Source organism: Streptomyces sp. NPDC005648 (assembly GCF_040605395.1).
Lineage (GTDB): Bacteria > Actinomycetota > Actinomycetes > Streptomycetales > Streptomycetaceae > Streptomyces.
Genome location: NZ_JBEXCS010000017.1, coordinates 86848 through 102468, shown reverse-complemented (window position 1 = coordinate 102468; position 15621 = coordinate 86848). Strand labels below are relative to the sequence as shown.

At 72.2% G+C, this 15621-nt stretch carries 15 protein-coding genes and 1 pseudogene; 12 read left to right on the top strand and 4 right to left on the bottom strand.

The features are described 5' to 3' along the window. Positions 1-20: 20 nt before the first annotated feature. The 4 genes from ABZT17_RS13125 to ABZT17_RS13110 form a co-directional block, all read right to left on the bottom strand. Positions 21-1145, bottom strand: a complete 1125-nt coding sequence (locus ABZT17_RS13125) for an amidohydrolase family protein (protein WP_356347547.1) — start codon at positions 1143-1145, stop codon at positions 21-23. A gap of 1 nt (position 1146) precedes the next feature. Then, entirely contained in the window at positions 1147-2547 is a 1401-nt protein-coding gene (locus ABZT17_RS13120) for a glutamine synthetase family protein (RefSeq protein WP_356347543.1), read from the bottom strand. A gap of 39 nt (positions 2548-2586) precedes the next feature. After that, complete coding sequence (locus ABZT17_RS13115; RefSeq protein WP_356347541.1) at positions 2587-3399, bottom strand: SAM-dependent methyltransferase; 813 nt, start codon at positions 3397-3399, stop codon at positions 2587-2589. Between the two features lie 101 nt (positions 3400-3500). Then, the gene (locus ABZT17_RS13110) at positions 3501-4322 is read right to left on the bottom strand and encodes a hypothetical protein (RefSeq protein ID WP_356347539.1); all 822 of its coding nucleotides are present in this window, start codon (positions 4320-4322) and stop codon (positions 3501-3503) included. A 180-nt stretch (positions 4323-4502) separates the two neighbouring features. Between ABZT17_RS13110 and ABZT17_RS13105 the strand changes: the two genes are divergently transcribed. From ABZT17_RS13105 to ABZT17_RS13050, 12 genes and pseudogenes are all read left to right on the top strand, one after another. Continuing rightward, complete coding sequence (locus ABZT17_RS13105) at positions 4503-4970, top strand: ion channel (RefSeq protein ID WP_356347536.1); 468 nt, start codon at positions 4503-4505, stop codon at positions 4968-4970. Positions 4971-5111: 141 nt separating this feature from the next. Beyond that, positions 5112-6527 (top strand): cytochrome P450, encoded by a 1416-nt coding sequence (locus ABZT17_RS13100; RefSeq protein ID WP_356347533.1) that lies wholly within the window; start codon positions 5112-5114, stop codon positions 6525-6527. 86 nt (positions 6528-6613) lie between these two features. Then, entirely contained in the window at positions 6614-7483 is an 870-nt protein-coding gene (locus ABZT17_RS13095; protein WP_356347531.1) for a Cof-type HAD-IIB family hydrolase, read from the top strand. Positions 7484-7512: 29 nt separating this feature from the next. After that, positions 7513-7698, top strand: a pseudogene (locus tag ABZT17_RS13090) (sensor histidine kinase); the annotation flags it as partial. Positions 7699-7770: 72 nt separating this feature from the next. Next, complete coding sequence (locus ABZT17_RS13085; RefSeq protein ID WP_356347529.1) at positions 7771-8427, top strand: XRE family transcriptional regulator; 657 nt, start codon at positions 7771-7773, stop codon at positions 8425-8427. Positions 8428-8479: 52 nt separating this feature from the next. After that, entirely contained in the window at positions 8480-9817 is a 1338-nt protein-coding gene (locus ABZT17_RS13080) for a Xaa-Pro peptidase family protein (protein ID WP_356347527.1), read from the top strand. Next, positions 9814-10794, top strand: coding sequence for a thiamine pyrophosphate-dependent dehydrogenase E1 component subunit alpha (locus ABZT17_RS13075; RefSeq protein WP_356347525.1), 981 nt, complete (start codon positions 9814-9816; stop codon positions 10792-10794). Before ABZT17_RS13080 ends, ABZT17_RS13075 begins: the two co-directional genes overlap by 4 nt. After that, positions 10782-11762: an alpha-ketoacid dehydrogenase subunit beta gene (locus tag ABZT17_RS13070; protein WP_356347523.1), complete on the top strand. Its 981-nt coding sequence runs from the start codon at positions 10782-10784 to the stop codon at positions 11760-11762. The genes ABZT17_RS13075 and ABZT17_RS13070 overlap by 13 nt, the downstream gene beginning before the upstream one ends. Before the next feature lie 22 nt (positions 11763-11784). Beyond that, entirely contained in the window at positions 11785-13137 is a 1353-nt protein-coding gene (locus tag ABZT17_RS13065) for an amidohydrolase family protein (protein ID WP_356347521.1), read from the top strand. Beyond that, a complete protein-coding gene (locus ABZT17_RS13060; RefSeq protein WP_356347519.1) occupies positions 13134-14009 on the top strand; it encodes a cupin domain-containing protein in 876 nt (291 codons plus the stop codon). Before ABZT17_RS13065 ends, ABZT17_RS13060 begins: the two co-directional genes overlap by 4 nt. Then, positions 14006-14695, top strand: coding sequence for an SDR family oxidoreductase (locus tag ABZT17_RS13055; RefSeq protein ID WP_356347517.1), 690 nt, complete (start codon positions 14006-14008; stop codon positions 14693-14695). Before ABZT17_RS13060 ends, ABZT17_RS13055 begins: the two co-directional genes overlap by 4 nt. Next, positions 14692-15600: an NAD(P)-dependent oxidoreductase gene (locus ABZT17_RS13050; RefSeq protein WP_356347515.1), complete on the top strand. Its 909-nt coding sequence runs from the start codon at positions 14692-14694 to the stop codon at positions 15598-15600. Before ABZT17_RS13055 ends, ABZT17_RS13050 begins: the two co-directional genes overlap by 4 nt. The last annotated feature ends 21 nt before the right edge of the window (positions 15601-15621 follow it).

The window sequence follows — 15621 nt, the reverse complement described above, 5'->3', positions numbered from 1 at the left end:
GACATTGCTTGATCATACTTTCAGGAGGGGCCGGAAAGGCGGTAGACCCGTTCTGCGTTGTGTGCTCCCGCCCACTGTGCGATGCGCAGGGCGTCGGACAGGTCCAGTTCGTCGGCGTCCACCCGGTCCTGCAGCAGACCGGCCAGCGCCCGGCGGAACGACAGCGCTCCCAGATGGTAGAACTCGGCCACCCCGAAGGCGTCCGAGCTGTACAGCAGCTTACGGAAGGGCGTGACCTCCAGCGCCTCCTCGAGGACGCTGCGGGCCCGCACCGGGCCCACATGATGCAGGGCGAGGCCGACGTCCAGGTACACCTGTTCGAAGACGGCCGCCAGATAGGCGGCCTGCCGCTGGTAGGGCCAGCAGTGCAGCAGCAGGACCGGGATGGTCCCGGCCGTCAGGTGCAGCCAGTCGGTGAGCAGAGCCGGGTCCGAGCGGTGCAGCCGGATGTCGTTGTCGCCGAGACCGACATGCAGCTGCAGCGGCAGCCCCAGGTCGACGGCGGTCCACAGCAGATGCCGTACGAGCACCGGGTCCGCCAGCCGGGCGGCACCGCTCGCCAGCCAGCTCCGGGCCGCCTCGGTCACCTCGGTGTCCGAGGGACGGGCCGGGTCCAGGTCGAAGCCGGTGCGATAGGCGGCGACCGACTTCACACCGACCACGCCCGGCCGCCGTACCGCCTCCAGCGCGGCCACCCGGAACACGTCCGCGTACTCGCCCGGCTCGACCCCCCGCGCCGCCACCGCCTCGGCGACGCTCTCCAGCCGGACGATCTCGTACGCGGTGCCGCCGAGCTCCGCCGGGGTGGTGAGGCGGTCCGGGGCGTACCCGGTGTCCACGCAGTGGACGCCCGTCCCGGCGGCGGCCAGGAAGCGGCGGTTGACCTCACGCCAGCCGAGCCGGGCGCGCCGCGCCGTGTACTCGTCCGGCGACGCGTGGCGGGGCAGGTCCAGCAGAGGGGCGCAGTGGCGGCGGACCGCCACGCCGACCGGGCTGTCGAAGGAGGAGATCCCCGGCCAGGAACCGCCCTCGGTGATCAGCTCCTCGAACCGCGCCCGGGACAGGTCGGCGGTGACCACGCCGTGGCAGTGGTGGTCCACCAGCTCCAGCGCGTCGAGCGCCTCCCGGACCGGGCCGCCGCCCATCTCAGTACTTCCAGCGGTACGCCGCCGCCACCCGCTCGTCGTCCTGCCCGTCGACCGCCGCGATCTCGCCCTCCCGTACGGCGATCACGGCGTCGGCGAGCACCGGCCCGAGCGCGGCCCGCAGCCGCTCGTCCCCGCGGAACTCCTCGACGGCCTCCCGCAGCCGGGTCGGCAGCCGGCGCACACCCCGGGCCGCGGCCTCCGCCGCGCCCAGGTGCGCCGGGTCACCGGTGATCTCCTCCGGCAGGGGCGTGGCCGAGGTGAGGCCGTCGAGTCCGGCCGCGATCACACAGGCGAGGGCGAGATACGGGTTGGCGGCCAGGTCGACCGGCTTGACCTCCAGGTTGGCGGCCTGGTCGCGCAGGCCCGTCGTGCCGGTGACGATCCGTACCGCCGCCTCCCGGGTCTCCCGGCCCCAGGCGGTGAACACCCCCGCCCACTGCGAGGGTTTCAGGCGCAGATAGCTGGCCGGGCTCGGCGCGGTGACGGCCGTGAGGGCGGGCAGACGGGCCAGGATCCCGGCCGCGAACGACTCCGCCTCGGCCGTCATGCCGTAACGGCCCTCGCCGCCGGAGTGCAGGTTGACGCCCTCGCGCCAGGCGGAGAGGTGGAGATGGCCGCCGTTGCCGACGCCCTCGGCGAAGACCGCGGGCGCGAACGAGACGGCCAGGCCGTGCCGCCCGGCCACCGCCCTGATCGTCTGGCGGACCAGTACGCTGCGGTCGGCCGCGCCGACCGGGTCGAGCGCGCCCACCGAGATCTCGAACTGCCCCGCCGCGTACTCGGGATGGAGCTGCTCGACCTCCACGCCCTGCGCCGCGAACGCGGCCAGCAGATCGGCCGTGTAGTCGCTCAACTCGACCTGGCGGGTGGCGCTGTAGGCGGGCCCGGTGGTCGCGGGCACGAAGTCACCGCCCGAACTCCCCTGCCCCACCGCCCACTCGACCTCGACGGCCGCCTTGAAGGACAGACCGTGCCGTTCGGCGGCCTCGGTGACGATCCGGCGCAGGACGGTACGGCCGCACCCCGGGTGTGTCTCGCCCTCCTGGGTGATCCGGTCCACCGGCGCCCACGCCCAGCCCGGCTGCCCGGCCAGCACGACGAGTTGGTCGAGGTCCGGATAGAGGCGCAGGTCGCCGTCGGGGGAGCCCAGGACATCCGTGCGCACGATGGAGTCGTCGGCCAGGAACGTGTCGAACACCGGTGACATGCCGACGCCCCAGGCAGCCGCCGACGCGAGCCTCGCCGTAGGGATCGTCTTGACCCGGCCGACGCCCGCGGTGTCGACGTAGGACAGCACGACGCCGTGCACGCCCTGTCCGGACAGCTCGTCGCTCAGCGCGGTGGCCCGGTCGACTTCGCCGGGGCGTCCGCCGGGGACGGGATCGGCAAGGGTGGTCATATGTCCTCCACGACGGGCTCGGCCGACTGCTGCCGTGCGTCAGGGTTTCACGGCCACCGCGCCGAACTGCGGTACCACCGCCCGGGATCCGGGCTCGGCGCGCCACTTCGAACACGACACCAGGCCGGGCTCCAGGAGGTCGAGTCCCTCGAAGAAGGCGGCGATCTCCTCGCCGCTGCGGGCGGTGATCGGCGGAGTGGCGTTCTCGTTCCAGAACTTCATCGCGGGGATCTGACCGGCCCCGCCGAGGTCCTCGTCGAAGGTGGGGTGGGTCAGGGCCAGACAGCTGCCGGAGGGGAGCGCCGCCACCAGCTCCCGTACGATCTCCCGCGCCTTGTCGTAGTCCAGCACGAAGTTGAGGATGCCGAGCATCATCACCGCGACCGGCTTGGTGAAGTCCAGGGTCTGCGCGGCCCGTTCGAGGATCGCGGCCGGGTCGTGGACGTCGGCGTCGATGTAGTCGGTGAGGCCCTCGTGGGTACCGGTCAGCAGGGTGCGGGCGTGCGCCAGCACGATGGGGTCGTTGTCGACGTAGACGATCCGGGCGTCCGGCGCGATCCGCTGGGCGATCTGGTGGGTGTTGTCCGCCGTCGGCAGTCCGGTGCCGACGTCGAGGAACTGCCGTACCCCGCGCTCCTCGGCGAGGAAGCGCACCGCCCGGCCCAGGAACCAGCGGTCCGCGCGGGCGATCTCCCGGATGATCGGGAACATTCCGGCGACCTGCTCGCCGACCTGCTGGTCGACCTCGTAGTTGTCCTTGCCGCCGATCCAGTAGTTCCACACCCGAGCGTTGTGCGCCACACCGGTGTTCAGCCGCGCCGACCCGCCCGCCGGCGTGGGGCTCTCACTCACGATTCGGCTCCTTCTCGACCCTGCGTCCGTCGCAGCCCATTGTGCCGCCCGATGATCACGCTGTCCCGGGAATCGGCCCACCGGCGCCGACGGTTCGCCGGTCAGCCCTCCCGGCCGGGACCGGGGGCCGGTGTCTTCCCCGACTGGACGTCCTTCAGCCGCTGGGCGCCCTCGCGCACCGCCAGTTCGAGGGAGTCGTGCTCGCCGCCGTCCAGGCCGCCCGCGGTGACGGTGATCGCGTCATTGCCGACGCGTACGGCCGCCACGTCCAGGGTGAGCGTGGTCGGTTCGCCGTTCGCGGTGCCCTGCACCGTCACCTGCAGGCCCTGGCGGGCGTCGCCCTGGTTGGGCACCGAGGAGGTGGTCACCTGGACCGTCCGTTTGCCGCCCTGGGCGTCCGTCGCGGTGAACTGGTCGCATCTGACCGGCAGCGTCTTCAGCCAGCCCAGCGAGGCGCTCAGCCGGACCGGGTTGTAGGCGGCGACCTGGTACAGCAGGCGGGAGTCGCCCTGCTGGAAGCCGGTCAGCGCGCTCGCGCCGGACGGTTTGCCGAGCAGGTCGTCGTCGTAGAGCGCGTCGAGGAACCGCTGGCAGTCGGCGGCGTTCGCCTTCGCGGTGAGGAACTGGGCCACGTCGACCTTGCCGATGAGCAGCTTGTCGCCCCAGGCGGCGGCGTCCTTGGTCTGGTTCCAGTCGCCCTCGAGGTCGCCCTCGGTGATCAGCGCGGCCCGCGCCCCGGCCTGGGTGAGCCGGTTCGTGGTCGGTGTCGCGCTGACCCGGGCCCGGTCGGCGAGCGGCGAGGCGGCGTCGGACGCCGCACCACCGCCGTCCCCGTCGCTCGAACAGGCCGGGACGGTCAGCAGCGCGCCCGCGGCCAGGGCGGAGGCGAGGACACGGACAGGTCGGGACGGACGACGCGGCATGACGGGGGCCTCCTGAGCGGGCGGGGTTCTCACCTCAGCGCACCACCGGCCCGAGTGCCCCACCAGCGCACTGGGCCGTACGGGTGAGGCGGTGCGGCGACTCGAACGCCCCGCCCGGCATGCCCGCCCGCCGCAGCCCGGTGACACTGACGCCATGCCGACGTATCCGAAGGACTGACCGTGCTGCCGGGCTTCCTCGCCAGGGTGGTCGAGTCGCTGCTCGGCCGCGAGGGGCGCTCACTGCACCTGAAGGCGGCGGGCGGCGCCACGGTCGTCCTCGCCGTGGTGATGCTCATCGGCTCCTGGGCCGTCGTCGGCGCCGAGGACGGCGCGCGGGCCGCCAACCTCAGGACGTACCCGCAGGCGCTGTGGTGGTCGATCGAGACCGCGACGACCGTCGGTTACGGCGACTTCTACCCCGTGACCCTCGGCGGCCGGATCATCGGCGCGGTCGTGATGGTCGTCGGTATCACCACGTACGGCATGGTCACCGCCGCCCTGGCCACCTGGTTCGTCGGCCGGGAGCAGCGACGAAGGCACCATCTCGCCCATGGGGCGCGGGAGTTGGAACAGGAGACCGCCCGCGCCCTGCACGAGCGCTTCGACCGGCTGGAACGGATGGTCGCCGGCCGGAGCGAGCGGGACTGAGAGGAGTCCCGCCCGATCCTTGCTACCGGCCAGTACCCCGCAGTGTGACGCACGCGACCCCTGAGGTAGGGTCCCCACCTGTCCGCAACCACGCGCAGGCCGCGGGCCGTCACGGTGAGTGTCGAAGGGGGCGCCGGAACCATGGAATTCCACGTGGTCGACCAGGAGGAAACCACGCCGGACGGCACCCGGCTGGAGGACCTGTCCCCCGAACCCCTGCTGACCCGGGACTACGAACTGCGGCCCGCCCTCGTCTACGAGCGGTTGCGCGACCGCCACGGCCCGGTCGCCCCGGTCGACCTGCTGGGCGTGCCGGCCTGGCTGGTGCTCGGCTACCGCGAGTCGCTGCGGGTGCTCCAGGACGACGACGCCTGGCCCAAGGGCCTGGAGAACTGGCGGGCCCGGACGGAGGGCCGGGTGCCCGCAAAGTGGCCGCTCGCCCCCTCCCTCGAGGTCAATCACGTCCTCATCCAGGGCGGCGAGAGCCACCGCGTTCTGCGCACCGCCTGGGACGCGGCCCTGCGCCCCTTCCAGGACCCGCGTCAGCCGCAGGCCAAGCGGCTCAAGACGGCCGTCGCCGGTTACGCCGACGAGCTGATCAGCCTCCTCGGACAGGGCGGCCGCACCGGCCTCGCCGACCTGTCCGCCCAGCTCTCCCGCCCGCTCCCGCTGATGGCCGCGAGCCATCTGCTCGGCTTCCCGGGCTCGCAGGGCGACGACGCCCTGATGGACATGTGGCGGATCCTGGACGCCGGCCCGGACGCCGGACCCGCCCTGGAACGGCTCCTCGTCACCCTCAACGAACTCGCCGCAGCCAAGATCGACAAGCCCGGCGACGACTTCCCCTCCCATCTGCTCGCCGCCCACCCCCACCTCTCGGTCGACGCGCTGGCCCGGGAGCTGTTCATGCTGCTCGGCATGGTCTCCGACCACGTCGGCATCCTCATCTCCAACACCGTCGTCGAGGTGATCGCCGGCGACAACGAGGGCGGGGTGCGCGCCACGCTCTCCGCCGGCATGGTCCGCGAGACCATGAACCGGGTCGTCATGCGCAAGCCGCCGCTGGTCAACTTCGTGCCGAGGTTCGCGGCCGAGGACACCCCGCTGGGCAACCACGTCATCCGGGCCGGTGACCCCGTCTGGGTCTCCGCCGCCGCGGCCCACGCCGACCCCCTCTTCGCCGGCCGGATGACCCCGGGCACCAGCATCAGCAGCCGCGCCCACCTCTCCTGGGGCGCCGGCCGCCGCCAGTGCCCCGCCCGTGAGCTGGCCTCCACCATCGCCATGGCCGGCGTCAGCCGCGTCTTCGAGCGCTTCTCCCACCTCGAACTCGCCCTCCCCGTCGATCAACTCCCTTGGCGCTCCTCACCGTTCATGCGCGGCCTGCGCTCCCTGCCGGTCCGCTACGAACTCGCCGGTCCGGTGCCCGCGATGCCGGCACCGGACGAGGCGCCCGGGACCGCCGTGGCGGACGTCCCAGGCGTCCCGGACCACGCGGCCAAGCGCCGGTCGTCGCTGTGGCGCTATCTGAGCGGCCTGATCCGCTCGAACGGCTGACGGAGGTGCCCGGGGGCCTCACGTAGGGTGGCGGGACCGCCGTACCCCCTCCGGCGCCCCGCCGCGCCCCCGACCGGAAGCAGCCCATGTCCGCCTCCGCTCCCTCGCCGCTCCTCGACGCCTCCGGCCTGCCCGCCACCCCCGCCGACATCCGTCTGATCGTCAGCGACATGGACGGCACGCTCCTCGACGACGCCAAGCGCATCCCGCCGGGCCTGTGGGAGACCCTGGCGCAACTGCGCCGCCGCGGGGTGCTGTTCAGCCCGGCGAGCGGCCGCCAGTACGCCACCCTGGCCCGGGAGTTCGCCGAGGTGGCCGAGGGCATGGCGTTCATCGCGGAGAACGGGACCTATGTCGTCCGTGACGGCGTGGAGCTCAGCTCGGACCCGCTGGATCCCGCCGTGGTGGCCCGCGTGGTCGAGGCCGTACGGCGGCTGGTGGCCGACGGCGTCGACGTCGGCGCGGTCGTCTGCGGCAAGCGGTCGGCGTACGTCGAACGGACCGACGAGCCCTTCCTGGCGGAGGCGCGCAGGTACTACGTCGAGAACCGCGTCGTCACGGACGCCACGGCCCTCGACGACGACATCCTGAAGGTCGCCCTCTTCGACTTCGGCTCCGCCGCGCGCACCACGGCCCCCGCCCTCGCCCCCTTCACCGGCACCCACCAGGTCGTGGTCTCCGGCGAACACTGGGTCGACGTCATGAACCGCACCGCCAACAAGGGCACGGCCCTGCGCCGTCTGCAACAGGACATCGGCATCACCCCGGCCCAGACCGTGGTCTTCGGCGACTACCTCAACGACCTGGAGATGCTGGACGCCGCGGACTGGTCCTTCGCGATGGCCAACGCCCACCCCGAAGTCATAGCCAGGGCCCGCCACATGGCCCCGTCCAACAACGAGAACGGCGTCCTCAGGACGGTCGCGACACTGCTGAACCTGCCGGTGCGGCCGTAGCCATGGCCGTTCAGACTGGGGCGACCGGACTGCTGGTGACCGTCACGGACTATGGCCGCGGCGGCACCCCGCTTCCCGCCGCGGCCCACGGCGGCGGCTTCGGCCTCGTCGGCCTGAAGGAACGCGTGACGGCAGTCGGCGGCGAACTCCACGCCGGCCCCCGCGACGGCCAGGGGTGGGAGGTACGAGCGCTGCTTCCCACGGCAAAGCCCTGACGGATCTTCCCCTCTGGCCGGGCAGGGCTGTTCAATGGGGCTTCACAGGTCGGAGTCGGAGAGGAGGTGCCGGTGTCACCCGTCTCCGTGCCCTCCCTGGGGGCGCGCATCCGGCAGGAGCGCCTCGCGAAAGGCGTGAGTCTGCGTGCCCTCGCGCGGGAGATCGGGGTCTCCGCGAGCCTGGTCTCCCAGATCGAGACCGGCAAGAGCCAGCCGTCGGTGAGCACGCTGTACGCCATCACCACGGCGCTGTCGATCTCCGTGGAATCGCTCTTCGACGCGTACGAGGGCCAGGGCGCCCTCACCGCGACGGCGACCGTGTCCGGCGCCCCCGCCACCGTGCTGCACGCACTCGCCGCCTTCGCGGCCGACCCCGGACGCCGGATCGGACCGCTGGTCGCGGCCGGTGCGCGCGAGACGCTGGAGCTGGACTCGGGGGTGGTCTGGGAGCGTCTCGGGCACGTCCCCGGCACGGATGTCGACTTCCTCCAGGTGACCTACCGGCCCGGCGGCTCCTCCTCCAGCTCCGGCGGTCTGATGCGGCACGCCGGGACCGAGTACGGCTATCTCACCTCCGGCGAGCTCGTCCTCACCCTCGGCTTCGACGAGCACACCCTGCGTCCCGGCGACGCCGTCTGCTTCGAGTCGACGACCCCGCACCGCTACCGCAATGATGGAGCTGAGCCTGCCGTCGGCGTCTGGTTCGTGTTCAGCGAGGGTGTTCAGTAACACTTGACAGTCGTGGGCGGCGGTCGTCTACTCCCCAGTGGGGGTGGTCGCCATGGCGATCCGCACATTTGGACCCAACGCCGTCGACTGGGAAGAGCGCATCGACCTGGACCGGCTGCGCAAGCAGCGCCTGGCCCGGCTGAACGACACCCTGAACCGCTCCTCCCTCGGCGCGGTGCTCAGCTTCGACTTCGCCAACATCCGCTACATGACCGCCACGCACATCGGCACCTGGGCGATGGACAAACTGATCCGCTTCGCCCTGCTGGTACGCGGCGGCGAACCGATCGTCTGGGACTTCGGCTCCGCCGCCCGCCACCACCAGCTCCACAACCCGTGGCTGGACTACAGCGACGGCAAGGGCGGCCCGCCCACCGGCGCCCGCGCCGGGATCTCGACCCTGCGCGGCGCCTTCCACCCGGACGCCGGGATCGCCGAGGACGTGGCCCGCAAGATAGCCGCCGAACTGCGCGCACACGGCCTGGCGGGCGAGCCGCTCGGCATCGACGTCGCCGAGATGCCGGTCCTCGCCGCCCTGCGCGCCGAGGGCATCGACGTCGTCGACGGCCAGCAGGTCTTCCTGGAGGCCCGCCGGACGAAGACCGGTGACGAGATCTCCCTGCTGACGCAGGCCTGTGCGATGGTCGACGCCGCCTACGAGGAGCTGTACGGGTATCTGCGCCCCGGGGTGCGGGAGAACGAGTGCGTCGGCCTGGTCAGCAAGGTGCTCTACGACCTCGGCAGCGAGTACGTCGAAGGCGTCAACGCCATCTCCGGAGAACGCTGTTCACCCCACCCGCACGTCTACAGCGACCGTCTGATCCGCCCCGGCGACCCCGCCTTCTTCGACATCCTGCACAGCCACCTCGGCTACCGCACCTGCTACTACCGCACCTTCGCCGTCGGCAGCGCCTCCCGCGCCCAGCGCGACGCCTACGTCCGCTGCCGCGCGTACATGGACGAGGCCATCTCGCTCGTCCGGCCCGGCGCCACCACCGCGGACATCGTCCAGGTCTGGCCGCGCGCCGAGGAGTTCGGCTTCGCGGACGAGACCGCCGCGTTCGCGTTGCAGTACGGCCACGGGGTCGGCCTGTCGATCTGGGAGAAGCCCATCTTCAGCCGGCTGGTCTCCCTCGACCACCCCGAAGTCCTCGAAGAGGGCATGGTGTTCGCCCTGGAGACGTACTGGCCGGCCGCCGACGGCTGGTCCGCGGCCCGGATCGAGGAGGAGCTGGTCGTCACCGCCGACGGCTGCGAGGTCATCACCAAGTTCCCGGCCGAGGAACTCCTCGTCGCGGGCCGCAAGTACTGGACGGTCGGCGGTGAACTCAACACCGCGCGCGAGTCCCAGTCCCACCTCAACACCCGTACCAACGGGAGCGGTTCATGACCACCGCCGACGAACTCCTCACCCTGTACGAGCAGATGGCCCTCATCCGCCGCACGGAGAAGGCCGCCCACGACCTCTTCATGTCCGGCCTGGTCAAGGGCACCACCCATCTGGCCGCCGGGCACGAGGCGATCGCCGTCGGCGCGAGCGCCGCCCTGCGCGACGACGACTACGTCTTCGCCACCTACCGCGGTCACCACCACGCCCTGGCCCGCGGCGCCACCCCCGAGGAGTGCCTCGCCGAACTCATGAGCCGGGCAACGGGGTTGTGCGGGGCGAAGGGCGGCTCCATGCACCTCACCAAGGCCGCCACCCACATGCTCGGCTCCTACGCCATCGTCGGCGCCCATCTCCCCATGGCGGTCGGCGCCGCCTGGTCGGCCCGGCTGCGCGGCACCGGACAGCTGGCGGTCGCCTTCTTCGGCGACGGCGCCACCAACATCGGCGCCTTCCACGAGGCGCTCAACCTGGCCGCCGTATGGAAACTGCCCGTGCTGTTCGTCTGCGAGAACAACCTGTACATGGAGTACACGCCGATCGCCGACGTCACGGCGGTGGCCCGGCCCGCCGCCGACCGGGCGCCCTCCTACGGCATCCCCGGTGAGGTCGTCGACGGCAACGACGTGGTCGCGGTCAGGGAAGCGGTGACCGCCCTGGCCCGGCGGGCCCGTGCGGGAGACGGGCCCGCCCTGCTGGAGGCCGAGACCTACCGTCACTTCGGGCACAGCCGCGCCGACCCGGCGACCTACCGTCCGGCCGAGGAGGTCGAACGCTGGCTCAAACACGACCCGTTGGACCTCGCGCGGGGCCGGCTGGCCGAACTGGGGGTGCCCGGGGAGACGGTCGACGCGGCCGACGAGCGGGCCCGGGAGGTCGTGGAACGGGCCGTCGAGGCGGCGGAGAACGCGCCGTCACCCGATCCGCGCGAGGCGCTGACCGACGTGTGGGCGGACGGAGGCGCGGCATGGCGGACGTGATCACCTACCGGGAGGCGGTCGCCGAGGGCATCGCGCGGGAGATGCGCCGGGACCCGTCCGTGGTGTGCCTCGGGGAGGACATCGGCGAGGCGGGCGGGGTGTTCAAGACGACCGCGGGACTGCTGAAGGAGTTCGGGCCCGAGCGGGTGTGGGACACGCCGATCTCCGAACAGGCCATCGTGGGCGCGGCGATGGGCGCCGCGATGACCGGGATGCGCCCGGTCGCCGAGATCATGTTCTCCGACTTCCTCGCCTGTTGCTGGGACTACCTCGCCAACGAGATACCGAAAGTCCGGTATATGACGGGCGGTCAGGTCACCGTCCCGCTCGTGGTGCGCACCGCGAACGGCGGCGGACTGGGCTTCGGCGCCCAGCACTCGCAGGCCACCGAGAACTGGGCGCTGACCGTCCCCGGGCTGAAGATCGCGGCGCCCGCCACCCCCGCCGACGTGATCGGCATGATGGCGGCGGCGATCCGCAGCGACGACCCGGTCGTCTTCTTCGAGCACAAGGGGCTGATGGCGAGCAAGGGCGCACCGCCGCCCCCGGACCATGTGGTCGAGCTGGGCCGGGCGGCGGTGGTGCGGGAGGGCGCGGACGTCACTCTCGTCGCCCTCGCCTCCATGGTGCCGGTGGCCCTGCAGGCGGCCTCGCTGCTGTCGCGGGAGGGCATCGACGTGGAGGTCGTCGACCTGCGCAGCCTGATCCCGCTCGACACCGCCACCGTGCTCGCCTCCCTCGCCAGGACCTCACGGCTGATGACCGTGGAGGAGAACCCGTACCAGGGCGGCTGGGGGGCGACCCTCGTGTCGGTCGTCGCCGACGAGGGGTTCGGGCTGCTGGACGCTCCGGTGCGGCGGGTGGCGGGGGAGTGCGTGCCGCTGCCGTTCGCCGACGCGCTGGAGGAGCAGGTCATCCCCACCGTGGACAAGCTCGTGGCGGCCGTCCGGAGTCTCGCCGCGTACTGAACACCCCTGAGGAGGAAGCGCGATGACCGATCGGACACTCCTTCGCGCCGGGCACGTCATCTCGATGGACCCCGCTGTCGGGGATCTGCCGAGGGGTGACGTCCTGATCGAGGACGGGAGGATCACGGCCGTCCAGCCGGAGATCAGCGCCGACGCCGAAGTGCTCGACATGAGCGGCCGGATCGTGATCCCCGGCTTCGTCGACACCCACCGCCACACCTGGGAGGCGTCCATCCGGGGCGTCGCCCCCGACGCCACCCTGGACGACTACTTCGTCGACATCCTCGACACCTTCGCCCCGCTCTACACGCCCGAGGACGTGTACGCGGCCAACCTCGCCGGCGCGCTGGAATGCCTCAACGCCGGCATCACCACCCTCGTCGACTGGTCCCACATCAACAACACCCCCCAGCACCCGGACGCGGCGATCCAGGCCCTCGCCGAGACCGGCATCCGCGCCCAGTACGCGTACGGCAGCGCTAACACCTCCCTCGCCGACTACTGGTTCGAGAGCAAGATCGCGATCCCGGGCGACGACGTACGCCGTATCCGCGCCAAGTACTTCGCCTCCGACGACGGTCTGCTCACCATGGCCCTGGCCACCCGGGGCCCCGGCTTCTGCCTGAACGACGTCGTCACCTCCGAATGGGCCCTCGCCCGCGAACTGGACATCCCGATCACCGTGCATGTGGCGATGGGCCGCCTGGCCGGCCGCTTCGGCATGGTGAAACAGCTCGACGACCTCGGTCTGCTCGGCCCGGACACCACCTACATCCACTGCTGCTACCTCCACGAGGACGAGTGGCGGATGGTCGCCGACAGCGGCGGCACGGTGTCCGTCGCGCCGCAGGTGGAGACCCAGATGGGGCACGGCTGGCCGCCCGTCATGAAGGCCATCGAGTACGGCCTGCGCCCCTCCCTGAGCATCGACGTCGTCACCACCGTCCCCGGCGACATGTTCACCCAGATCCGCGCGGCCTTCGGCGCCGAGCGGGCCCGGGTCAACGCGGACTGCTGGCAGGCCAACATGCCGGTCCCCAGTACGATGTTGACGGCACGTCAGATGCTGGAGATCGCGACGAGCAACGGCGCGCATGTCGCGGGACTGGAGCACCGCACCGGTTCCCTGACCCCCGGCAAGCGCGCCGACGTCGTCGCGATCGACGCCACCGCGCTGAACGTCGCGCCGGTGCACGACCCGGCCGCCGCGGTCACCCTGTCGGCCGACGTCTCCAACGTCGACCTGGTCATGGTCGACGGCGTGATCCGCAAGCGCGACGGGAGGCTGACGGCCGACGTCGCACGGGCCGGGCGCCTGGTCGAGGAGTCCCGTGACCGGCTGCTGGCCGCGAAGGAGGCGAAGAGGACGGTATGACACGGCACTTGGTGCGCCGGGCCGCCGACCTGCCCACACCGCTCTTCGACCGGCTCGACCACCGGCGCACGACGCTGGTGGGCGAGGAGGACGGCAGCGTGCACACCGGCTTCGGGCTGAACGAACTGCGGCCCGGCGGCCGGGTGCGGGCCCATGTCCACTCGTACGAGGAGAGCTTCCACGTCCTCGACGGCACCGTGATCCTCGACCTGCCCGAGGGCTCGTACCTGCTGGAGGAGGGCGACTACGGCCTGCTGCCGACCGGCGTCCCGCACGCCTGGCGCGGCTCCGGGGACACGGTCGCCCGCTGGGCGGACATGCTGGCGCCGGTCCCACGGGCTCGCTACGGGTACGACACGCAGACGGTGCCCGAACTGCCCGCCCGAGACCCCGTCCGCATCGACGTCCGCGACCCGCGCACCCGCCTCTTCGGCCACTTCGAGCCCGCCCAGATGGACCCCGGCAAGCAGTCCCAGGACCTCCTCGCGGTCTCGGCGAGCATGCGCACCGCCCTGCTCGTCTACAGCGGCATCACCGTGAAGATGATGGTCGACAGCGACCTGGGCGCGGTCGCCTCGACGATGTTCATGGTCCAGTACGCCCCGGACGGGGTCGCCGGCACGCACGACCACCCCTTCGAGGAGACCTACTTCTTCCTGGAGGGGGAGGCCGAGGCGGTGTTCGACGGGGAGATCCACCGGCTCGGGCCCGGCGACTGCGCCTGGGCGGGCGCCGGTTGTGTGCACGGCTTCTCCAACACCGGTCAGGGGCCGCTGCGTTGGCTGGAGACACAGGCGCCCCAGCCGCCGCCCCGCCACTCGTACCGCTTCACCCGGGACTGGGCGTATCTGAGGGAGGCCCTGGAGCCATGAGCAGTGTCCTGGTCGTCGGCGGCACCTCGGGCATCGGCCGCGAGTTCGCCCGGGCGCGTGTCGCACGGGGTGACGAGGTCGTCCTCACCGGCCGCGACGCGGAGCGCGCGGCGGCCGTCGCCAAGGAGGTCGGTGGCCGGGGCCTCGCCCTCGACCTGTCCCGGCCGCGCGAGATCGCCGAGGCGCTGGCGGACGTCGGCCGCGTCGACCACCTGGTCCTCGCGGGCGTCTCCCGCGACGAGAACCGGGCCACCGACTACGACATCACCGCCGCCCTGCGCCTCGTCACCCTCAAACTCGTCGGCTACACCGAGGTCGTGCACGTGCTGCGGCCCCGGATGACCGACGACAGCGCGATCGTGGTCTTCGGCGGCCAGGCCAAGGAACGGCCCTATCCGGGCGCGACGACGGTGGCCACGGTCAACGCCGGTGTACGGGGCCTGGTGAACACCCTCGCCGTCGAGCTGGCGCCGGTGCGGGTGAACGCGATCCATCCCGGGGTCGTGGGCGACAGCCCGTACTGGCGGGCCAAACCGGAGGAGGTGCTGGCGGGACTGCGCGCCCGGACCCCGACCGGACGGCTCGCCACCATGGCCGACGTGGTGGACGCCGTGGACTTCCTGCTGCGCAACAGGTCCGTGAACGCGGTGGAGTTGAGCGTGGACGGGGGGTGGCTGCTCGGATGACCGGCGGCACGCCCCCAGCCGACGCGACCCGCACCGGGCCGGCGGTCGCCGTGATCGGCACCGGCCGCATGGGCGCGGCGATGACGGTACGGCTGCGTGAGGCCGGCTTCCCGGTCACCGCGTACAACCGCACCCGCGCCAAGGCCGAGGCCACCGGCGCGGCGGTCGCCGCCACTCCCCGTGCGGCCGTGGCCGCGGCCGACGTCGTCCTGGTGTCCCTCGCCGACGACAAGGCCGTGACCGACGCATACGCCGGCGACGACGGCATCGCCGCCGGACTGCGCCCCGGCACCGTGGTCCTGGACACCAGCACGGTCGCCCCCGGCACGGTGACCGCCCTGGGCCCGCTGGTCGGGAAGACGGGTGCGACGCTCCTGGACGCGCCCGTCTCCGGCAGCGTCGTCTTCGTCGAGCAGGGCCGCCTCACGGTCATGGCCGGCGGGGACGCCACCGCACTGGAGCGGGTCCGCCCCGTGCTGGACGTCCTGGCCGCCCATGTCGTCCACCTCGGTCCCCTCGGCACCGGCGCCGCGATGAAACTGGCCGTCAACTCCCTGCTGATGGGCCTGAACCAGGCCCTCGCCGAAGCCCTCGTCCTCGCCGAACGGGCGGGCGTGGCACGGGAGTCGGCGTACGAGGTGTTCGCCGCGGGAGCTGCGGGAGCGCCGTTCGTGCACTACAAGAAGGAGGCGTACCTGAACCCGGAGACGGCCCGGGTCGCCTTCACGCTCGACCTGGTCACGAAGGACCTCGACCTGGCGCTGGCCCTGGCGGAGCGAGTGGGCTCGCCGATGCCCCAGGCCCGTGCCAACCGGGAGTCGGTGGGCGAGGCCGTCGAACAGGGCTTCGGCGAACGGGATCTGAGCGCCCTGGCCGAGTTCCTCCGGGCGCGGGCGAAGTGCTGAGTCACCGGGGCGGGGCCGCCG